Annotated in this window: 18 protein-coding genes and 1 riboswitch; of the genes, 6 read left to right on the forward strand and 12 right to left on the reverse strand. The window is 69.6% G+C overall.

Translation table 11 applies throughout. The features are described 5' to 3' along the window. Window positions 1-91 precede the first annotated feature (91 nt). Window positions 92-1,993, forward strand: a complete 1,902-nt coding sequence (locus BBA86_RS00905) for a phosphoenolpyruvate carboxykinase (GTP) (RefSeq protein WP_065569824.1) — start codon at window positions 92-94, stop codon at window positions 1,991-1,993. Between the two features lie 92 nt (window positions 1,994-2,085). Here the strand turns inward: BBA86_RS00905 and BBA86_RS00910 are convergent, their stop codons facing one another. Next, entirely contained in the window at window positions 2,086-3,960 is a 1,875-nt protein-coding gene (locus BBA86_RS00910) for an ABC transporter ATP-binding protein (protein ID WP_065569825.1), read from the reverse strand. 4 nt (window positions 3,961-3,964) lie between these two features. Further along, entirely contained in the window at window positions 3,965-4,177 is a 213-nt protein-coding gene (locus tag BBA86_RS00915; protein WP_065569826.1) for a transcriptional regulator, read from the reverse strand. Window positions 4,178-4,281: 104 nt separating this feature from the next. Here BBA86_RS00915 and BBA86_RS00920 point away from each other — a divergent pair, with 104 nt between their 5' ends. From BBA86_RS00920 to BBA86_RS00930, 3 genes are read left to right on the forward strand one after another with little or no spacing between them, the layout of a single operon-like run. After that, window positions 4,282-5,223, forward strand: a complete 942-nt coding sequence (locus tag BBA86_RS00920; protein WP_065569827.1) for an ABC transporter ATP-binding protein — start codon at window positions 4,282-4,284, stop codon at window positions 5,221-5,223. Then, the gene (locus BBA86_RS00925; RefSeq protein WP_065569828.1) at window positions 5,220-6,101 is read left to right on the forward strand and encodes an ABC transporter permease; all 882 of its coding nucleotides are present in this window, start codon (window positions 5,220-5,222) and stop codon (window positions 6,099-6,101) included. The genes BBA86_RS00920 and BBA86_RS00925 overlap by 4 nt, the downstream gene beginning before the upstream one ends. Beyond that, window positions 6,098-6,919: an ABC transporter permease gene (locus tag BBA86_RS00930; protein WP_065569829.1), complete on the forward strand. Its 822-nt coding sequence runs from the start codon at window positions 6,098-6,100 to the stop codon at window positions 6,917-6,919. Before BBA86_RS00925 ends, BBA86_RS00930 begins: the two co-directional genes overlap by 4 nt. A 7-nt stretch (window positions 6,920-6,926) precedes the next feature. Here the strand turns inward: BBA86_RS00930 and BBA86_RS00935 are convergent, their stop codons facing one another. From BBA86_RS00935 to BBA86_RS00970, 8 genes are all read right to left on the reverse strand, one after another. After that, complete coding sequence (locus BBA86_RS00935; RefSeq protein WP_065569830.1) at window positions 6,927-7,919, reverse strand: NADP-dependent oxidoreductase; 993 nt, start codon at window positions 7,917-7,919, stop codon at window positions 6,927-6,929. A 130-nt stretch (window positions 7,920-8,049) separates the two neighbouring features. Next, the gene (locus tag BBA86_RS00940) at window positions 8,050-9,498 is read right to left on the reverse strand and encodes an MFS transporter (protein WP_065569831.1); all 1,449 of its coding nucleotides are present in this window, start codon (window positions 9,496-9,498) and stop codon (window positions 8,050-8,052) included. A gap of 171 nt (window positions 9,499-9,669) precedes the next feature. Continuing rightward, complete coding sequence (locus BBA86_RS00945) at window positions 9,670-10,020, reverse strand: Fe-S protein (RefSeq protein ID WP_065569832.1); 351 nt, start codon at window positions 10,018-10,020, stop codon at window positions 9,670-9,672. Window positions 10,021-10,071: 51 nt separating this feature from the next. After that, window positions 10,072-10,545, reverse strand: a complete 474-nt coding sequence (gene ribH, locus BBA86_RS00950) for a 6,7-dimethyl-8-ribityllumazine synthase (protein ID WP_018188801.1) — start codon at window positions 10,543-10,545, stop codon at window positions 10,072-10,074. After that, window positions 10,542-11,822: a GTP cyclohydrolase II gene (ribA, locus tag BBA86_RS00955; RefSeq protein ID WP_065569833.1), complete on the reverse strand. Its 1,281-nt coding sequence runs from the start codon at window positions 11,820-11,822 to the stop codon at window positions 10,542-10,544. The genes ribH and ribA overlap by 4 nt, the downstream gene beginning before the upstream one ends. Further along, on the reverse strand, window positions 11,819-12,466 hold the full coding sequence (locus tag BBA86_RS00960) for a riboflavin synthase (RefSeq protein ID WP_065569834.1): 648 nt from the start codon (window positions 12,464-12,466) through the stop codon (window positions 11,819-11,821). The genes ribA and BBA86_RS00960 overlap by 4 nt, the downstream gene beginning before the upstream one ends. Continuing rightward, window positions 12,466-13,485 (reverse strand): bifunctional diaminohydroxyphosphoribosylaminopyrimidine deaminase/5-amino-6-(5-phosphoribosylamino)uracil reductase RibD, encoded by a 1,020-nt coding sequence (ribD, locus tag BBA86_RS00965; RefSeq protein WP_065569835.1) that lies wholly within the window; start codon window positions 13,483-13,485, stop codon window positions 12,466-12,468. Before ribD ends, BBA86_RS00960 begins: the two co-directional genes overlap by 1 nt. A gap of 65 nt (window positions 13,486-13,550) precedes the next feature. Further along, window positions 13,551-13,691, reverse strand: a riboswitch (FMN riboswitch). A gap of 69 nt (window positions 13,692-13,760) precedes the next feature. Then, window positions 13,761-14,720 (reverse strand): sugar-binding transcriptional regulator, encoded by a 960-nt coding sequence (locus BBA86_RS00970; RefSeq protein WP_065569836.1) that lies wholly within the window; start codon window positions 14,718-14,720, stop codon window positions 13,761-13,763. A 132-nt stretch (window positions 14,721-14,852) separates the two neighbouring features. Between BBA86_RS00970 and BBA86_RS00975 the strand changes: the two genes are divergently transcribed. Both BBA86_RS00975 and glpK read left to right on the forward strand, forming a co-directional pair. Then, entirely contained in the window at window positions 14,853-16,550 is a 1,698-nt protein-coding gene (locus BBA86_RS00975) for a glycerol-3-phosphate dehydrogenase/oxidase (protein ID WP_065569837.1), read from the forward strand. A gap of 51 nt (window positions 16,551-16,601) precedes the next feature. Next, a complete protein-coding gene (gene glpK / locus BBA86_RS00980) occupies window positions 16,602-18,134 on the forward strand; it encodes a glycerol kinase GlpK (RefSeq protein WP_065569838.1) in 1,533 nt (510 codons plus the stop codon). Between the two features lies 1 nt (window position 18,135). On the opposite strand, the gene BBA86_RS00985 is transcribed toward glpK, so the two are convergent. Further along, window positions 18,136-18,999 carry an Fpg/Nei family DNA glycosylase gene (locus BBA86_RS00985; protein WP_065569839.1) on the reverse strand — a complete coding sequence of 288 codons (864 nt, stop codon included), beginning with the start codon at window positions 18,997-18,999 and terminating at the stop codon, window positions 18,136-18,138. 43 nt (window positions 19,000-19,042) lie between these two features. Further along, entirely contained in the window at window positions 19,043-19,615 is a 573-nt protein-coding gene (locus BBA86_RS00990) for a GNAT family N-acetyltransferase (RefSeq protein WP_065569840.1), read from the reverse strand. Window positions 19,616-19,756: the final 141 nt, after the last annotated feature.

Genomic DNA, 19,756 nt, shown 5'->3' on the forward strand with positions numbered 1-19,756 from the left:
GAATCAGGTTTCTTGACACGTAGCTCGGTGGAAAGACTTGACGCTCCGAGGGCACAGTGGAGATACGCCCACCCCGACCGAGGAGCGCCGAATGGCCATCGCAGACCTGTTCACCCGCCCCACCCGCACCGGTTCGACGCCGATCGTCGCCCACGCGACGCCGGCGCCCACCGGCATCCGTCCCGCTGTCACAGGCGAGGGCATGGCGGCCCTTCACGCCTGGATCGACGAGATCGCGGAGCTCACGCAACCCGCCCGCATCCACTGGGTCGACGGCTCCGCGGCCGAGAACGACGCCCTGCTGCGCCAGCAGGTCGACGAAGGCAAGCTCATCAAGCTGAACCCCGAGTGGCGTCCGGGGTCCTACCTCGCCCGCTCGCACCCGAGCGACGTCGCCCGCACCGAGGCGCGCACCTTCATCGCCTCGGAGCGGGAGGAGGATGCCGGGCCGACGAACAACTGGATCGCGCCCGACGAGATCCGCGCCACCATCACGCCGCTGTTCGAGGGCAGCATGCGCGGTCGCACGATGTACGTCGTGCCGTTCTCGATGGGCGCCGTGGGCGGCCCTCTTTCGCACATCGGCGTCCAGGTCACCGACAGCGCCTACGCGGTCACCTCCATCGGCATCATGACCCGTGTCGGTGCCGAGGTCCTGCAGCAGATCGCCGACGGCAAGCCCTGGGTGAAGACGGTCCATTCGGTGGGCGCGCCGCTGGATCCCGGGCAGCAGGACGAGGCGTGGCCCTGCAACGACGAGAAGTACATCGTCCACTTCCCCGAGACGCTGGAGGTGTGGTCCTTCGGGTCCGGCTACGGCGGCAACGCGATCCTCGCCAAGAAGTGCTTCGCGCTGCGCATCGCGTCGGTCATCGGCCGCGATGAGGGCTGGCTCGCCGAGCACATGCTGCTCATCCGCGTCATCGACCCTGCGGGCACGGCGTACCACGTCGCCGCGGCATTCCCCTCGGCGTGCGGCAAGACGAACCTCGCCATGCTCCGCCCGACGATCCCCGGCTGGCGCGTCGAGACCCTCGGTGACGACATCGCCTGGCTGCGCCCCGGCGAGGACGGTCGCCTGTGGGCCATCAACCCCGAAGCGGGCTTCTTCGGCGTCGCGCCCGGCACGGGCGAGTCGACGAACGTGACCGCGGTCGACACCCTGTGGGGCAACACGATCTTCACGAACGTGGCGCTCCGCCCCGACGGCGACGTCTGGTGGGAGGGTCTCACCGACGAGGCACCCGCAGAGCTCACCGACTGGGAGGGGAAGCCCTGGACCCCGGCATCCGGTCGTCCCGCCGCCCACCCCAACTCGCGCTTCACCGTGAGCGCCGGACAGTGCCCGCAGATCGCCGACGACTGGGACGCACCTGAGGGCGTGCCGCTCGACGCGATCCTCTTCGGCGGTCGTCGCGCGACCAACGTGCCGCTCGTCGTCGAGGCCACCGACTGGACCCACGGCGTCTTCATGGGGTCGAACATCTCCTCGGAGCGCACCGCCGCCGCCGAGGGTCTCGTGGGTGAACTGCGGCGCGACCCGTTCGCGATGCTGCCGTTCTGCGGCTACAACATGGCCGACTACTTCGCCCACTGGCTGAAGGTCGGGCAGAGGCTCCGCTTCGACCGCGCTCCGCGCATCTTCCAGGTCAACTGGTTCCGCAAGGGGTCGGACGGCCGATTCCTGTGGCCCGGCTTCGGTGACAACGCCCGCGTCATCGATTGGATCATCCGCCGCATCGACGGGTCCGTCGGCGCCGTGGACAGCCCCGTCGGGCGTCTGCCGAAGACCGACGACCTCAACCTCGCGGGGATCGACGTGCCGCAGGCGGATCTCGACGAGCTGTTCGCGGTGGACCCGGCATCCTGGCTTGCCGAGGCCGATCTCACCGAGGAGTTCTACCGGACGTTCGGTGGCAGGGTCCCGCCGGCCCTGTACGCCGAGCTCGCCGCCCTCCGCTACCGCCTGCAGCGCGCGCAGCAGGACGCCTGATCCCCGACCGCGCCGTCGACCCGACGCGAACTGCTGCCACCGGATGCCGGGAGTCGCAGTTCGCGTCGGGTCGCGGTGCTTTCGAGGTCGCGTCAGACGAGCAGCTGGCGGGCGGCGAGGTCGCGGTAGAGCGGAACCTCGCGGACGAGCTCCTCGTGCGTCCCCTGACCGACGACGCGGCCGTGGTCGAGGACGACGATGAGGTCGCTGTCGACGACGGTCGACAGGCGGTGCGCGATGACGACGAGGGTGCGACCCGCGGCGACCGCGTCGATCGCCTCGCGCATGCGCTGCTCGTTGAGTCCGTCGAGCGACGACGTCGACTCGTCGAGCAGCAGGATCGGGGGAGCGGCCAGCAGGGCGCGGGCGATCGCGAGGCGCTGACGCTCACCGCCCGACAGCATGACACCGGCTTCTCCGACGGGAGCCTGCAGACGCAGCGGCGACCGCTCGAGCACCTCGGTCAGATTGACGGCGTCGAGCACGCGCTCGCAGTCCGCGTCGGACGCGTCCGGGGAGGCGAGGCGCAGGTTATCGGCGATGGTGCCGGCCAGGGTCGGGGCATCCTGCTCCACGTAACCCAGGCGGGCGCGGAGCGAGAGCCGGTCGAGGGCGCGCGCATCGACACCGTCGACGAGGACGGCGCCCGAGGTCGGGTCGTAGAACCGCTCGATGAGCGCCAGGGTCGTGGACTTACCCGCCCCCGACGGGCCGACGAGCGCGACGCGCGAACCGCGCGGCACACGGAATGAGACGCCGCGCAGCACGGTCGCCTCGGGTTCCGGCTCCGCATCCTCGGGGAGCGGTGCCCGAGCGTCGGCGAGCGTCTTGAGCGCCTCGTCCTGCGCATTCCGGCGGGCGCGGACGACCGCGTCGGGGTACGAGAAGTGCACCTCGCGGAACTCGATCGCGGCCGGGGAGCCGGCCTCGGGCGCCGCCGCGGACGCGGCGATCGCGGCATCCTCGGCCGTCTCGTCGGGCAGGTCGAGGACTTCCTGGATGCGGCCCAGCGCGCCGAGTGCTTGGTTCACCGACGTGATGGCGCCGAAGAACGATGCGAGCGGCTGGACGAGGAAGAACAGGAACATCACGAAGACCACGAGCTGCGCGATCTCGATCGCTCCCGACGCCACGCGGAAACCGCCGACGCCCAGCACGACGAGGAGCGACACCTGGAGAGCGATGCCGGCCACGGGCACCACGATCGCCGAGGCCTTCGCCACCTTCACACCGGCGTCGTACGCCTCGCTCGCCGTCGCCGAGATGGCGTCCTGCTCGCGGGCCCCCGCACCGGACGCGCGGATGGTGCGGATCGAGCCGATCGCCCGTTCGACGCCCGAGGCGAGTGCACCGACCTTCTCCTGCTGGACGGACGTGGCTGCGCGGATGCGACCGCTCAGCACGCCGACGACCGCCGCGGACGCCCCGATCACGATGACGATCAGCAGGAGCAGGACCGGGTCGATCACGAGCATCGCGATGATCGCCCCGACGAAGATCAGGGCGTTGCCGATCGAATCGGCGAAGCCCTGGGTGAGGACGGCGTAGAGGAGTGTCGTGTCGGTGCCGACGCGTGACACCAGGTCGCCGGTGCGGCGCGCGTCGTACTCCTGCACCGGCAGGCGCAGGAGCTTCGCGATGAGACGGCGACGGCTCGAAAAGACGACTGCGGTGCCGGTGCGCTGCAGCAGATAGTGCTGGAACCCGCCGACCAGGGACGACACGACGACGAGCCCGACGAGGATCCAGACGAGGATGCCGAGGGCCTGGCCAGTCTGCACACGGCCGATGACGTCCCCGACCAGCAGTGGCTGCACGAGGGTGGCGGCGGCTTCGAGAACGCTGAGGACACCGACCGCGACGAGAACGCGCTTGTGCTCGAGGAGGAAGGGCAGGAGCTGGCGGAGGCTGGCGCGGGGACCGTCGTCCTTCGAGGGGCGGCGCAGACCGCGGCGAGGCGTGGACATCCCTCTATCTTCCTCCGTACTTCTTATGAGCAGCTTGCTTGCTGACGCCCAGCGCGCTGGCGACCGCCTGCCAGGAGTAGCCCTGGACGCGTGCGCGTCGCACCTGCGCCTCCTCCGCACGCGCGAGTTCGCGCCTGATCTCGGCGAGACGATGCAGCTCGGCGATCGGTTCGCCGTCGGGCGACGAACCGATCAGGGTCCGGATGTCGGTGGTCATGTCATCGCCTTCCTTTCGCGTCAACGTTAATTGACGCATGCGCGGGTGTCAATATCGGTTGACGGTCACCCTGTCGTGTCCCAGCCCGTCGATAGTGTGGTCCGGTGCCAGAACCCGTGATCCGCGCCGAAAGCCTCGTCAAGGCCTACAAGAGCAAGGGCAAGCCCGACTTCGTCGCCGTCGACCGACTGTCGTTCGAGGTCGCCCCGGGGGAGTCCTTCGGCCTCCTCGGTCCCAACGGCGCCGGCAAATCGACGACCATGAAGATGATCGGCGCCGTCTCGACGCGCACAAGCGGCGACCTCTCGATCCTGGGGCTCGACCCGGACCGGTACGGCCCGGAGATCCGTTCGCGCCTGGGCGTCGTCCCGCAACAGGACAACCTCGACGGTGAGCTCAACGCCCGCGAGAACCTGTACATCTACGGCCGGTACTTCGGCCTCCCGGGCAGGGTCTGCGCCGAGAAGGCCGACGAACTGCTGGCGTTCGCCCAGCTCGAGGATAAGGCGAAGAACAAGGTCGACCAGCTTTCCGGCGGCATGAAGCGCCGGCTCACGATCGCGCGCGGGCTCATCAACGATCCGCGCATCCTGCTCCTCGACGAGCCCACGACGGGCCTCGACCCGCAGGCGCGTCACGTGCTGTGGGACCGGCTGTTCCGCCTGAAGGAGCGGGGCACGACGCTGGTCCTCACGACCCACTACATGGATGAGGCGGAGCAGCTCTGCGACCGGCTCATCGTCGTCGACAAGGGCCGCATCATGGCCGAGGGGAGCCCGTCGACCCTCATCCGCGCGCACTCCAGTCGCGAGGTGCTCGAGGTGCGCTTCGGCTCGGATCGCAACGAGCAGGTCGCCGCTCAGCTGCAAAGGATCGGCGACCGTGTCGAGGTGCTGCCCGACCGCATCCTCGTCTACGCGCACGACGGCGAGGCCGCTCTCGAACGGGTCACGGCGTCGGGACTGCAGCCGATGACGAGCCTCGTCCGGCGCTCGAGTCTCGAGGACGTCTTCCTCCGCCTCACCGGACGGTCGCTGATCGAATGAGCGACACGACGCGCGTGGCGCAGCCGACTCTCGACGAGCTGCGCGCCGAGGCGATGCAGTGGGGTCGCAAGCCCCGGCGTCGCGGCAGCTGGTACGTCACCGAGCACATGGTCCGTGCGATGCGCGCGTACGGATGGACGATCGTGGTCGGCGCGCTGGGCCAGCCCGTGCTGTACCTGCTCGGTCTGGCGGCCGGCCTCGCCGCCCTCATCCAGGCTCCGATCGACGACCGCGGCGTGCAGGTGGACTACCTCGTCTTCGTCGCGCCCGCCCTCCTCGTGACGGCGGCGATCTCGGTCGCCTCCGAGGAGATGACGTACCCCGTCATGGCCGGTTTCAAGTGGCGGCGCTACTTCTTCGGGTTCAACGCGTCCGCCCTGTCGAGTCCGCAGATCGCGAACGGTGTCATCATCGGCGCGGCGGCGCGGATGGCGTTCGCGGTCGCGGCGTACTACCTGTTCATCTGGCTGCTCGGCGCCCTCGGCATCGGCTGGACCACCGTGCCGAACCCGGAGACCGGCTGGCTCGCGATCCCGGCGGGTCTGCTCGCGGGTCTCGCCTTCGGCATCCCGCTCATGGCATATGCCGGCTCGATCGAGGACGACAAGGGGCAGTTCGCCCTCGTCCAGCGCTTCATCTTCATGCCGATGTTCCTGTTCTCGGGCACCTTCTACCCGCTCGAGACCCTGCCCGTCTGGCTCCAGTGGATCGGGTGGGTCTCGCCCCTGTGGCACGGTGCCGAGTTGGGGCGCCTCGCCACCTACGGGGCCGCGGTGCCGCCGGTGATGGTCGTCGTCCATCTCTCCTACCTGCTCGTCCTGTCGGGGGTCGGCTACCTCTGGGCGCGGAAGGTCTTCATCGAGAGGCTCGCGAAGTGAGTGCCGCAACAATCGACACCGTCACGCGTCGCGGCGGCGTGCGTGCGCTCTGGGCGGGCAACCCCGGCGCCGTCGTGCAGCGCGGATTCCTGGCCGCCCGCTCGTCGAGCTGGGCCGTCGTCCTGTCGGGCTTCTTCGAGCCGGTCTTCTACCTCGCCTCCATGGGGCTCGGACTCGGATCGCTCATCGGTGATGTCCAGACCTCGCAGGGAGTCGATGTCAGCTATGCCGCGTTCATCGCGCCGGCTCTCCTCGCCGTGTCGGCGATGAACGGAGCGATCTACGACTCCACCTGGAACGTCTTCTTCAAGCTGAACTACGGCAAGCTCTACGAGGGGATGCTGGCGACGTCCCTCGGTCCGCTCGACGTGGCCCTCGGAGAGATCCTCTACGCGTTGCTGCGCGGTCTGCTGTACGCGACCGGCTTCATGATCGTCATGCAGATCCTGGGGTTGAACCTCGCCTGGACGGCGATCCTCGCAATCCCCGCGGTTCTGCTGATCGCTTTCGGCTTCGCGAGCCTCGGCATGGCCATCACGAGTTACATGAAGACGTTCCAGCACATGGACTGGATCAACTTCGTCCTGCTTCCGATGTTCCTGTTCTCCGCCACGTTCTACCCGATCACCGTCTACCCGGAGTGGGTGCAGTCGATCGTCATGGCGCTCCCGCTCTGGCACGGCGTGGAGCTCATTCGCGGATTGACGACCGGCATCCTGTCGGTGGGGATGCTGTGGCACGTCCTGTACTACGTCGTGATGATCGCGATCGGTCTCGTCTTCACGACCAAGCGCCTGCGCGCCCTGTTCCTCGACTGAGGGTGCCTCAGCGGCCGGACTCCATGACGTCGCGCGCCTTGCGGATGCGACGGGGATTCACGGGGTGGGTCGCGAGCACGACTTTGCCCCGGGAGTGCAGCTTCAGCAGGTCGTCGTACGCCTCGGCGACATCGGCGAGCGGGTAGAAGCCCGACACGAGGACGTTCACGGCTCGCTTCCCGGCGAGATCGACGATCTTGCGGAGCTGTTCGGTTCCGTGCGCGACGGCCTCGGGGTCGTCCGACAGCAGGGCGACCTCGCGATCGCGCCGGTCGACGCTCGAGCGGAACTTGCCCGCGGGCACGCCCAGCGCTTCGGCGATGTCCTGGCCGTCCTGCCCGAAGTTGTCGATGTACGCGCTCACACCGTCCGGCGCGAGCGCGCGGATGCGGTCCACGATGCCCTCGCCGTAGCGCACCGGCTTCACGCCGAGCTGGCGCAGGTAGTCGAAGTTGCGGTCGCCGCACGTCCCGATGAGCCGGGCGCCCCGGTGCATCGCGATCTGCGCCTCGATGCTCCCGACTCCGCCGGCGGCGGCGGAGATGACGACGGTGTCGCCCGCGCCGACCTTGAGCTCGTCCAGGATGTCCAGGGCCGTGGTGCCGGCCAGGTAGAGGCCGCCCGCCGTCTCGAAGGTCAGGTTCCTGGGCTTGCGGACCAGGCGGTCGACCGACACGGTGAGGTGACTCGCCTGTGCGCCGGAGCGGACGTGGCCGACGACGTCACTGCCCACGGGGAAGCCGGACGTCTCGGGCCCGACCGCGATGACGGTGCCTGCGAAGCAGCTGCCCGAACGGCGCGGGAACTCGTCGTCCCATTCCTTCTCGGCACCCGAGCGGACGAAACCGTCGATGTGATTGAGGCCCATCGTCATGACCTCGACGGTCACCTCGCCCTGGCGGGGCTCGGCGAGGGGGCGGTCGACGAGATGCAGCACCTCCGGCCCGCCGGTCTGGTCGTACTCGACGACCGATGCCTGGGTGACCTTCTTGATCGCCATCGTCCACTCCCTCGTGTGCCTGTGAGGCCGACGATAAACCCGTCGGGAGCGGCAGGGGAGCTCTTGACAGGACGGATGCCGCGGCCCTCCCGATGGGGTGGGCCGCGGCATCCGTCGGTTCAGCGTGAGGTCAGCGGGTGACGGCCTCGACGTGGCCGATGTTGGTCTCGTACTCGACGTCCTTGGTCTCCTTCGACAGCCACAGGGCGATGAAGGTGAGGACCGCGGAGCCCGACAGGTAGATGCCGACGAGCCAGGGCGAACCGCCCGCGGCCGCCCAGAGCGCGGTGGCGACGATCGGCGCGAGCGCGGCGCCGAGGATCGACGACACGTTGTACGAGATCGCCGACCCCGTGTAGCGGACGTTCGTCGGGAAGAGCTCGGGCAGCAGAGCGCCCATCGGACCGAAGGTCGCGCCCATGAGCATGAACCCGAGGATGAGGAACGCCTGCACGAGTGCACCGCTGAACTTCGGGTCGAGCTGGGGCAGCAGGAACACGTTGAACAGCAGGCCGAACACGCCGATGAGTCCCGTGATCCACAGCAGCAGGCGACGACGTCCGATCGAGTCGGCGACGGGGCCGGACAGCAGCGTGAAGACGCCGAAGAAGATGACGCCGACGATCTGCATGATGACGAAGTCCGTGTACCCGAACCCGAGGCCAGGCACATAGGTGGCCGCGTCGAAGGGCGTCCCGGCGGCCTGGGCGGCCGCGGCGGCACCGTCGGTGGTGGCCTTGGTGCCGTACGCCAGGGTGAAGCTCGTCATCAGGTAGAAGAGCACGTAGGTCGCCAGCATGATGAACGTGCCGAGGATGAGCTGCTTCCAGTGGCGTCGGACGACCTCACCCAGCGGGAACTTGCGGATCGCGCCGGTCTTCTCGGCCTTCGCGAAGGTCGACGACTCGACGAGTTTGAGGCGCACGTAGAGGCCGACGACGACCATGACCGCGGAGAACAGGAACGGCACGCGCCAGCCCCAGGCGAGGAACTCCTCGCTGCGCTGCGCGGGCCCGTCCGGATGGGGGAGGAGGAAGTAGATCACCAGGAAGACGGTGTTGGCGATGATGAAGCCGATCGGCGCACCGAGCTGCGGGAACGTGCCGTACCACGCGCGCTTGCCCTTCGGAGCGTTCTCCGTCGCGACCAGCGCTGCGCCCGACCATTCGCCGCCGAGGGCGAATCCCTGGGCGAGGCGGAGGATCAGGAGCAGGATCGGGGCCATGACGCCGATCTGACCGTAGGTCGGCAGGAAGCCGATGAGGAACGTCGCGACCCCCATCGTCAGGAGCGACCCGACGAGGGTGGCCTTGCGGCCGAACTTGTCGCCGAAGTGGCCGAAGATCACCGCTCCGACGGGGCGCGCGACCATGGCCGCGCCGAAGATGCTGAACGACAGCAGCAGGTTCGTCGTGTCGTTGCCGGCGGGGAAGAAGAGGATGGGGAAGACGAGGACGGCGGCGGTCGCGTAGACGTAGAAGTCGTAGAACTCGATCGTGGTGCCGATGAGGCTCGCTGTGATGACGCGGGAGCGCGGATTGGCGGGTGCGGCGGATGCCGCGGGTGCTGCGGATGACATGCGGGGGACCTTCGGAACGAAGCGGTGGGTCCTCATGGGACGCGTCGGCGGCGGATGCGCTCGCAGGGGTGACGCGAGGGCATCACAGCACTGGGATCACCGAGGCGCCGACGGAGTGGTCGACGCGCAACAGTCCACCCTACTCCCGCGGGGAACCGCGGGAAGCCCCGGTCAGCGCCAGATGACGGCGAGGCCTGCGTTGAGGAGGGTCAGGATGCCGATCGGCCAGAAGATCCCCGCGGGGACCGAGCCCGACTTCCGAAGTCGCGCGGCGCCCGCGCCGAGGAGGCCGCCGATGAGGACGAGCACGACGAGCTTGATGCCGATCTTGGCGTAGTTGAGGTCGTGGTCCAGGCCCCACGGCGCCGACAGTGCGAGGCCGGCCACGAGGGCGATGCCGAGTCCCCAGTGCATGATGCGGGTCACGCGGCGCTGACCGACGAGTTCGACCACCCACGCACCGAAGAGCGTCGCGAATCCGACGAGGTGGACGAGAACGACGATGCTGCGCAGGGTCTCCATTCCCTCAGGCTACCTGAAGGTGGAGATCCCGCGCAGCATCGGCTCGAGCTCTCAGACGCGGAGGTCGCGGAGGACGAGCGCGGTGCGGATCGCGGCATCCGCTGCTTCCGCACCCTTGTCCTCCTTTGAGCCCTCCAGGCCCGCCCGGTCGAGTCCCTGCTGCTCGTCGTCCAGCGTCAGGACGCCGAAGCCGACGGGCTTGCCGGTGTCGAGCGCCACGCGGGTGAGGCCGTCGGTCGCGGCGGAGGACACGAAGTCGAAGTGGGGAGTGCCGCCCCGGATGATGACACCGAGGGCGACGGCCGCGTCGGCGCCCGCGTCGAGCGCCGCCTTGGCGGCGACCGGCAGCTCGAACGATCCCGGCACGCGGACGAGTCGCCACGAGGCCCCCGACGCGTCGAGGATGCGCTTCGCGCCCGCGATCAACCCGTCGGTGATCACGTCGTGCCACTGGCCGGCGACGACGACGACGGACAGGTCGCTCGCGTCGACGATCTCGGTCTGGGGTGCTCCGTGGCCGCTCATGCGGTGTGCTCCTCACTGTGCGCGAGTGCTTCGCGCAGTTCGTCGGCGTCGATGATGTGACCCATGCGGTCGGCCTTCGTCGCCAGGTACTGGTGATTGTTCGCGCCGACCCCGACGAGCAGGGGCACCTGATCGACGATCGTCAGGCCGAGTGCGCGCAGTTGCGCGACCTTGTCGGTGTTGTTGGTCAGCAGACGGATCTGCTTCACGCCGAGGTCGGTCAGGATGCCGGCAGCCGCCGCGTAGTCGCGGGCATCGGCCGGCAGGCCGAGTGCGAGGTTCGCGTCGACCGTGTCAAGGCCGCGCTCCTGCAGGCTGTAGGCCCGCAGCTTGTTGATGAGTCCGATGCCGCGACCCTCGTGGCCGCGCATGTAGATGACGACGCCGCCGTCCTGCTCGATGGCGTCGAGTGCCGCCTCGAGCTGCGGGCCGCACTCGCACTTCAGCGACCCGAACGCCTCGCCCGTCAGGCACTCCGAGTGCACGCGCACGAGCGGTGCGTCTTCGGTGAGATCGCCCGAGACGACCGCGATGTGGTCGGTGCCGGTCACCCGGTCCTTGTACGCGAGGAAGCGGAACTCGCCGTGCGAGGTCGGCACCTTCGCCTCGGCGCGCAGGCTCACCCGGCGCTTGGCCGGGTGGTCCGTGTGGGCGGAGGTGCTGTCGCCGTCGGCCGCGTTGAGGTGCGCGATGAGCTGTTCGATCGTGATGACGGGGATGCCTTCGCGCTCGCCCATCTCCATGAGCCCCGGCATCCGCATCATGCTCCCGTCATCGGCGACGACCTCGCCGATGACGCCGACCGGCTGCAGGCCCGCGAGCTGCATGAGCTCGACCGCTGCCTCGGTGTGTCCGGCCCGCTCTCGGACGCCGCCGTCTACGGCGCGCAGCGGCAGCACGTGACCGGGGCGGATGAGGGAGGAGGGGACGGAACCCGGGTCGGCCAGGACGTTGACGGTCCGGGCACGGTCCGAGGCGCTGATGCCGGTCGTGACGCCCTCGGCGGCGTCGACGCTCACGGTGTACGCGGTGCTCCGCGCATCCTGATTCACCTCGACCATCGGCGGCAGGTCGAGGCGGTCGGCCCAGTCGGCGGGCATCGGGGCGCACAGGAAGCCGCTGGACCAGCGGATGGTCCAGGCGAGCCACTCCGGCGAGGCGAGCTCGGCGGACAGGATGATGTCGCCCTCGTTCTCGCGGCTCTCATCGTCGGCGACCAGGATCGGCCGACCTTCCTTGAGGGCTGCCAGGGCGTCGGGGATGGTGGAAAGGCTCATCGGGAGCCTCCTTCTTCTGCGGACGGGATGCCGTCGGGTGAGGCGAATCGGAGCAGACGCTGCACGTGCCGCGCCAGGATGTCGGTTTCGAGGTTGACGCGGTCTGCGGGCGTCAGTGCGCCGAGGGTGGTCACCTCGAGGGTCTCGGGGATGAGGGAGATCTCGAACCAGTGCGAGGGAGCCTCGGGCTCGGAGACGGCCGAGACGGTGAGGGAGACCCCCTGGACGGTGATCGATCCCTTGTCGACGACGAGAGGCGCGAGGTCCGCAGGAAGAGAGACGCGGAGCACGCGCCACTGCTCGCCGGGGCGCACCTCGAGAACCTCGCCGGTGCCGTCGACGTGCCCCTGCACGATGTGACCGCCCAGGCGGGTGTGCGCCGCGACGGCGCGCTCGACGTTGACGGGCGAGCCGACGGCGAGCGCGCCGAGCGTCGACATGTCGAGCGTCTGCTTCATGACGTCGGCGGTGAAGCCCTCCGGCGTCTGGTCGGTGACCGTGAGGCAGACGCCGCTGATGGAGATCGAGTCGCCGCGCTGCGCGTCCGAGACTGCGAGCGGTGCGCGGACCGCGAGGCGCACGCCGTCGCCGGACGGCTCGATGGCGGTGATGACGCCCTGTTCTTCGATGATGCCCGTGAACATCAGCCCTCCTTGGGAATCACGGTGACGAGGATGTCGTCACCGAGTCTGTCGATGCCGGTGATGTCGAGTCGGCGCTGCTCCGCGATCGTCGTCACCCCGATGTTGCCGACCGCGACGCGGTCGCCGCCGATGAGGGTCGGCGCCACGTAGACGAGGAGCTCGTCGACGAGTCCCTGGCGCAGGAACGACGCCGCAAGCGTCGGGCCGCCCTCGAGGAACACGCGGTGCGCGCCGAGTTCGCGGAGCCGGTCGAGCAGATCGCGGAGGTCCTCGCCCTCGTCCTGCATGAACGGGCGGGGGTGACGGCGGAGGGCCGCCTCCTGGGGCACCGCGCGGGTTCCGACGACGACCGGCCGCGGCTGGTCCTCGTAGAGCGACCCGTCGGCGGTGCGGGCCGTGAGTGCGGGATCGTCGGCGAGGACGGTGCCGGTGCCGACGACGATCGCGTCCGCCAGCGAGCGGCGGCGGTGCACGTCCGCGCGAGCGTCCGGTCCCGTGATCCACTGACTGGTTCCGTCGGATGCCGCGGCCCGCCCGTCGAGCGATTGGGCCCACTTGAGCGTCACGTGCGGGCGTCCGAGCCGCTGCACCGTCAGCCATGAGGAGATCAGTTCCCCGCCCTCCTCGAGGAGGACGCCGCCGTCGACGTCGACACCGGCGGCGCGGAGCCGTTCGGCGCCTCCCGACGAGACCGCGCCGGGGTCCTCGGCGGAGTAGACCACGCGGGCGATGCCGGCCTCGATGAGGGCGACGGCGCAGGGCCCCGTGCGGCCGGTGTGGTTGCACGGCTCGAGCGTCACGACGGCGGTCGCGCCGCGCGCGGCATCCGGCTGCAGCTTCGACAGCGCGTCGATCTCCGCATGGGGTGTGCCCGCACCGCGGTGCCAACCCTCGGCGAGCACGGTGCCGTCGGGCGAGAGGATGACAGCGCCGACCTGCGGGTTGAGTCCGCGCGGCCCGTTCGTCGCGAGCGCGAACGCGTGACGGAGCGCGCTGCACTCCGCGTCGGTGACACTCATCCGGATCCTCACGATGGGGTTCTCCGGGGCGCGGGCGCGACAGGCGGATACGGCGTCGCCGCATCCACCGTGCTGCCTCCCATCCGGACTAGCGACTCTCGTCGCATCACCGTCGGTTCCGGATTTCCACCGGATCAGCAGGACCTGGGTCCCGCTCGCGGACTGTCACCGCCGGTTCGGATTCCCACCGACCCCGGAGCACGTTTCTTGCTCTTGCAGTGTAATCAACCGCTCTTCGCGCGATTCATTCCCGTGTCATCTCTTGACTTCCGGGGTCATTCGGTCAGGGCGCGCGCGGTCGCCTCGTCGACGACCAGCTCGGTGACGAGGCGGGCTGCGAGAGCGCCGCGCAGGCTGTCACGCTTGTCGACACCCGAGACGACGCACACTCGGCTCGGCACGCGACGGAGCACGTCGAACCGGGGACCCGTCGCGCGATCGTTGAGCTCGATGCCGCGGGTGGACCCGTCGAGCCGGTAGAACACCGTCGCGACGTCGCCGACCACGCCTTCGCCGTCGAGGGCGGCGAGCTCATCGGGCTCGAGGTAGCCGCCGGAGTAGACGTGGCTGGGGACGCGCGAGTCGGCGGCGCCGACGCTGAAGACGACGAGGTCCATCGCCGCCTGGATGGCGAGGATGCGGGCGGTGCTCCGCTCGCGCCACATCGCGTGCTTCGTGCGCGGGTCGTCGAAGAACGCGGGCACGGGGAACTGCTGCGCGCTCCCGCCGTAGGCCTCGGCGAAGCGGCTGAGGATGTCGCTGGCGTACAGCAGGCCCGTCGTTCGCGTGTTCCCCGAGCCGTTCAGCTGCACGAACGTGGTGCCGTGCACGGATTTCGGGACGAGGCGGCGGCTGACCGCCGCCGTCGTCGACCCCCAGGCGATACCCACCGTGGTGTCCGCGACGATGAGGTCGCCGAGGAGGTGAGCGGCTGCCGTGGCGACGCGCTCGAGTCGCTCCACGTCGCTGGCGTCGTCGGGCACGGGCACCACGTGAGCCGTGATGCCGTATCTGTCCGCGAGGTTCTGCTCCAGCAGCTGCGGAGCGGCGAAGGGGGAGCGGATCCGGATGTCGACGATCCCGGTCGCGCGGGCACGCGACAGCAGGCGGGACACCGTCGAGCGGGACGTCCCGAGCTCGCGCGCGATGGCTTCCATCGTGCGGTCCTGGACGTAGTACAGATGCGCGGCCGTGAGGGCGCGACGGATGTCGTCGGGATCGAGCGTCTCTTCCACGGAGGACAGTGTGCACGTATGTGCATGGCGACTGCAATCCCGTCCACGAATGTCATCATTGGTCCCATCGGCCACTGCGGTGGCGGTCTGAGGCGACCGGGTCGACACCCGGCAGAAGTGGGAGTGTGTGACGTGGACACCGAGATCCGATCGACGACGGCGGCGCTGCGGGAGCGGCCCCAGGCGGACGTGCTCATCATCGGCGGCGGAATCAACGGCGTCGCGACCTTCCGCGACCTGGCCCTGCAGGGCGTCGACGTCGCCCTGGTCGAGAAGAGCGACTTCCTCTCCGGCGCCTCTGCTGCGTCGAGCCACATGATCCACGGCGGCATCCGCTACCTCGAGAACGGCGAACTTCGGCTCGTCCACGAGGCCGTCACCGAGCGCAACGACCTGCTGACCACGGCGGCCCACTACGTCCGCCCGCTCCGCACCACGGTGCCGATCTTCTCGACCTTCTCGGGCCTCCTCTCGGCGCCCCTGCGGATGGTCCTCCACCGCAAGACGGCCTCGACCGAGCGCGGCGCCCTCCTCATCAAGGTCGGCCTCATCATCTACGACTCGTTCTCGCGCGGCGGCGGCAAGGTGCCCCGCCACACGTTCCACGGTCGCCGTCGGTCGCTCCGCGCCCTGCCCGATCTGAACCCCGACGTGAAGTACACCGCGACGTACTGGGACGCATCGCTCCGCGACCCCGAGCGCCTCGGTCTCGACCTCGTCCGCGACGGCATAGCCGTGGGCGGGAGTCGTGCCCGCGCGGCGAACTACGTCTCGGCTGCCGGAGTCCAGGACGGCAAGGTCGTCCTTCGCGACGAAGAGACCGGCGAGGAGTTCCCGTTCGCGGCATCCGTCGTCCTCAACGCGGCGGGGCCGTGGACCGACCTCGCCAACCGGGCGCTCGGCGACGCCACCCGCTACATGGGCGGCACGAAGGGCTCGCACATCGTCCTCGACCACCCCGAGCTCATGCAGGCCACCGGCGGCCGCGAGCTGTTCTTCGAGCACTCCGACGGACGCATCGTCCTCATCTACCCGCTCAACGGTCGCGTCCTCGTCGGCACGAGCGACCTCGAGCACGACATGTCCGAGCCGGCCGTCTGCACCGAGGAGGAGGTCGACTACTTCCTCGACCTCATCGGTCACGTCTTCCCGACGATCCCGGTCGACCGGAGCCAGATCGTGCACCGCTACTCGGGCGTGCGTCCGCTGCCCGGACACGGCGACATGGCGGCGGGCTTCGTCTCGCGCGACTACCGCATCGAGGAGGCGATCCTCCCGGGATCGGACCGCGTGCCGGTGCTCAGCCTGGTGGGCGGAAAGTGGACGACGTTCCGCGCCGTCGCCGCACGCCTGACCGACGAGCTGATGAGCCGGATCGGCCGCGAGCGGGTCCGCTCCACCAAGGGGCTGCCGATCGGCGGCGCCGTCGGATTCCCCCGCACCGGCGCGGACCGCGACGAGTGGGTGCACCAGCACCTCTCGGACTTCGGACTCGAGCGCGGCACCCGTCTGCTGCACCGCTACGGCACGCACGCGCTCGCCGTGGCCGCCTCCATCCGCCAGGACGATGAGGACGCCCCCCTCGCCTCGCTGCCGAGGTTCTCGTCGGGCGAGTTCCGCTACATCGCGCGCGCCGAGTCGATCGTCCACCTCGACGACATCCTGCTCCGCCGCACCAACATCGGATTCCGCGGCGAAGCGACGCACGAGGTCGTCGAAGAAGTGGCCGACGCGATCGCGGATGTGATGGGCTGGGATGCCGCAGCACGGCGCTCCGAGATCGACCGGGCGCTCGCCGCGGTGCACTCCGCCGATCCCGTCGCTGCCTGACGCCCGGCATCCGTCACCATCGGTGACGAGTACTCGAAGAGGAGACGAGACGTGGCCGAACACGTGATCGCCATCGACCAGGGAACCACCTCGACACGAGCGATCGTGTTCGACGGCGAGGGGGCGCTCGTCGCCACCGCCCAGCGGGAGCACGAGCAGATCTTTCCGCGGGCCGGGCGGGTCGAGCACGACCCCGTGGAGATCTGGACGAACACCGAGTGGGTGCTCGCCCGTGTGCTCAACCAGGTCGGCCTGGCACCCTCCGACGTCGCAGCCATCGGGGTCACCAACCAGCGGGAGACCGCGATCGTCTGGGACCGCCGCACCGGCAGGCCCATCCACAACGCGCTCGTCTGGCAGGACACCCGTACGCAGCCGGCGATCGACCGGCTGATCGACGCCCACGGTGTGGATGCCTTCGCCGACGTCACGGGCCTGCCGCTCGCGTCCTACTTCTCGGCCTCGAAGATCGCGTGGATCCTCGACCACGTCGACGGCGCCCGCGACGCGGCCCGGAACGGCGACCTCATGTTCGGCACCCCCGACACGTGGATTGTCTGGAACCTCACGGGCGGCAGCGACGGCGGCATCCACATCACGGACGTCACCAACGCGAGCCGCACGCTGCTGATGGATCTGAAGACCCTCGACTGGTCCGAGGAGATGCTGCAGGCCTGGGACATCCCGCGCGAGATGCTGCCCGAGATCCGCTCCTCCTCCGAGGTGTACGGCGAGGTCGTGCAGCCGCGCGTCGCCCGCGGTATCCGGATCGCGGGCATCCTCGGCGATCAGCAGGCGGCGACCTTCGGGCAGGCCGCCTTCGATGCGGGTCAGTCCAAGAACACGTACGGCACGGGCAACTTCCTGCTCGTCGGCACCGGCACCGATCTCGTCCGCTCCGACGCCGGGCTCATCACGACGGTCGCCTACCGTCTCGGCGACGAGCCGGCGCACTACGCACTCGAAGGGTCGATCGCGGTCACCGGATCGCTCGTGCAGTGGCTGCGCGACAACCTCGGGATCATCTCCGATTCGGGAGAGGTCGAGCGGCTCGCCCGCAGCGTCGAGGACAACGGCGGCGCCTACTTCGTGCCCGCCTTCTCGGGGCTGTTCGCGCCCTACTGGCGCCCCGACGCGCGCGGCGCGCTCGTCGGTCTCACCCGCTACGTCACCAAGGCGCACATCGCGCGCGCCGCCCTCGAGGCGACCGCGTTCCAGACGCGGGACGTCATCACCGCCGTCATCTCCGACACCGGGCGCGACCTCGAAGAGCTCCGCGTCGACGGCGGCATGACCCGCAACGACACGCTCATGCAGTTCCAAGCCGACATCCTCGGCATTCCCGTGATCCGCCCGAAGGTCGTCGAGACGACGGCCCTGGGCGCGGCCTATGCGGCCGGTCTCGCCGTCGGTGTGTGGTCGGACAAGGACGCGCTCCGGGGGTACTGGCAGGAGGATCGCCGCTTCGAGCCGCAGATGGACCCCGAGGAGCGCGACCGCCGGTGCCGTCTGTGGGAGAAGGCCGTTTCGAAGTCGATGGACTGGGTCGACGACGACGCGCGCGTCCTCGCCGGAACCGTCTGACCTACTTCAAGAGCCTCGACAGGCGGCGGTCCGCGAGGATCTTGCCGCCCGTCTGACACGTCGGGCAGTACTCCAGGCTGTTGTCGGCGAAGAACACCGATCGCACCTCGTCGCCGCACACCGGACACGTCTCGCCCCGTCTCCCGTGCACAGCCATCCCTCGGCGTTTGGCGTCCTTGAGGTCGGCGGGAGGTTTGCCGGATGCCGCGGCCACCGCTTCGGCGAGGGTCTGCCGCAACGCCGCGTAGAGCCGGTCGATCTCGGCATCCGTCAGCCCGGCCGCCAGCGCATAGGGCGACATCTTCGCGGCGTGGAGGATCTCGTCGGAGTACGCGTTGCCGATCCCCGCGACGATCGACTGGTCCCGGAGGACACCCTTGATCTGGGTGCGGCGCCCCTCGAGAAGACCCGCGAGCGTGTCCCGGGTGAAGGACTCGTCCAGCGGGTCCGGGCCGAGGCGTGCGATCCCGGGGACGTCGGCGGGAGAGCGGGCGGCGTAGTAGGCGAGGGACTTCTTCGTCCCGGCCTCCGTCAGGTCGAACCCGGAGCCGTCGTCGAAGCCGACTCGCAGGGCGATCGGGGTCTTCCCCGGCCGGATGACCGTGGCGGGCAGCTGGTCGTACCAGCGCAGCCAGCCCGCCTTAGCGAGGTGGAAGATGAGGTGGGCACCGGCATCCGTCTGCAGGTCGACGAACTTGCCGTGCCGGTCCGCACCGATCACCGTCGCGCCGGTGATGGCGTCGATCGGGGGGTCGTACGTCTTCAGGGCGGCGATGTTCGCCACCGACACCTTCGTAACGGTCAGTCCCGTCGCGCGCTCGCGGAGGAAGTCGACCAGTCCCTGCACCTCGGGCATCTCAGGCATGGGGTCATCCTGCCATCCGCCGGGGACGGCGGTCAGGGGGTTGTCACGGCACCGGCTGCGGGAGCACCGGCCACGACTGCGGCGAGCGGTCGTCCGTGCGGAGGAGGGCCGCGATCCAGCCGTCGTGGCGACCGCGCGGATCGCTGAGGCCCTGACGGAGAAGCCCCTCGTACCGGAACCCGAGTTTCTGCGCGACCCGTGCCGACGCGTGATTCCCGACGACGGCGCGCCATTGGAGCCGGGCGAGCGAGAGGGGCTCCGCGAACCCGAACTCCACGACGGCGGTCGCCGCTTCGGTGAGGTAACCGTGGCCGCGGGCCGCGGCATCCATCCAGAACCCGATCTCGGCAGCGCTCTGCTTCTCGACGCGGTGCAGGCCGACCATGCCGATCCAGCGGCCGTCGAGACGGACGGCCCAGGTGAGCTCGCTCTCGTCGTCCCACCACCCGGTCGCCTTGGCGACGAACTCCTCCGCGTGCCGCCGCTCGTAGGGCGAGGGGAGCGTCGTCCACCGCGGCACCTCAGGATCCTGCGCCGCCGCCGTGATCGCATCGATGTCGTCCGCCGTCGGCACGGACAGTCCGAGCCGCTCGGTCCGCAGAGTCACCGGTTCCATGCCCTCACGCTACCGGCGGTCGTGTGCCGTTCTCCGGACATCCCGGGTGACGGAGCGTCAATGCCACCTCCGTGGCTCGGTCTTCCGGAGAACGGGACGCGGGTGGGCGACCTGCCCGCCCGGTGGCCCTCGGCGCAACAC

The sequence above is a fragment of the Microbacterium oleivorans genome, from assembly GCF_001691565.1.
GTDB lineage: Bacteria > Actinomycetota > Actinomycetes > Actinomycetales > Microbacteriaceae > Microbacterium > Microbacterium oleivorans_B.

What these genes read in the sequence shown, in the direction of transcription:
- BBA86_RS00905 (WP_065569824.1), top strand. Translation starts at nt 92, where the DNA reads ATGGCCATCGCAGACCTGTTCACCCGCCCCACCCGCACCGGTTCGACG.
- BBA86_RS00910 (WP_065569825.1), bottom strand. Translation starts at nt 3,960, where the DNA reads ATGTCCACGCCTCGCCGCGGTCTGCGCCGCCCCTCGAAGGACGACGGT.
- BBA86_RS00915 (WP_065569826.1), bottom strand. Translation starts at nt 4,177, where the DNA reads ATGACCACCGACATCCGGACCCTGATCGGTTCGTCGCCCGACGGCGAA.
- BBA86_RS00925 (WP_065569828.1), top strand. Translation starts at nt 5,220, where the DNA reads ATGAGCGACACGACGCGCGTGGCGCAGCCGACTCTCGACGAGCTGCGC.
- BBA86_RS00935 (WP_065569830.1), bottom strand. Translation starts at nt 7,919, where the DNA reads ATGGCGATCAAGAAGGTCACCCAGGCATCGGTCGTCGAGTACGACCAG.
- BBA86_RS00940 (WP_065569831.1), bottom strand. Translation starts at nt 9,498, where the DNA reads ATGTCATCCGCAGCACCCGCGGCATCCGCCGCACCCGCCAATCCGCGC.
- BBA86_RS00945 (WP_065569832.1), bottom strand. Translation starts at nt 10,020, where the DNA reads ATGGAGACCCTGCGCAGCATCGTCGTTCTCGTCCACCTCGTCGGATTC.
- ribH (WP_018188801.1), bottom strand. Translation starts at nt 10,545, where the DNA reads ATGAGCGGCCACGGAGCACCCCAGACCGAGATCGTCGACGCGAGCGAC.
- ribA (WP_065569833.1), bottom strand. Translation starts at nt 11,822, where the DNA reads ATGAGCCTTTCCACCATCCCCGACGCCCTGGCAGCCCTCAAGGAAGGT.
- BBA86_RS00960 (WP_065569834.1), bottom strand. Translation starts at nt 12,466, where the DNA reads ATGTTCACGGGCATCATCGAAGAACAGGGCGTCATCACCGCCATCGAG.
- ribD (WP_065569835.1), bottom strand. Translation starts at nt 13,485, where the DNA reads ATGAGTGTCACCGACGCGGAGTGCAGCGCGCTCCGTCACGCGTTCGCG.
- BBA86_RS00985 (WP_065569839.1), bottom strand. Translation starts at nt 18,999, where the DNA reads ATGCCTGAGATGCCCGAGGTGCAGGGACTGGTCGACTTCCTCCGCGAG.
- BBA86_RS00990 (WP_065569840.1), bottom strand. Translation starts at nt 19,615, where the DNA reads ATGGAACCGGTGACTCTGCGGACCGAGCGGCTCGGACTGTCCGTGCCG.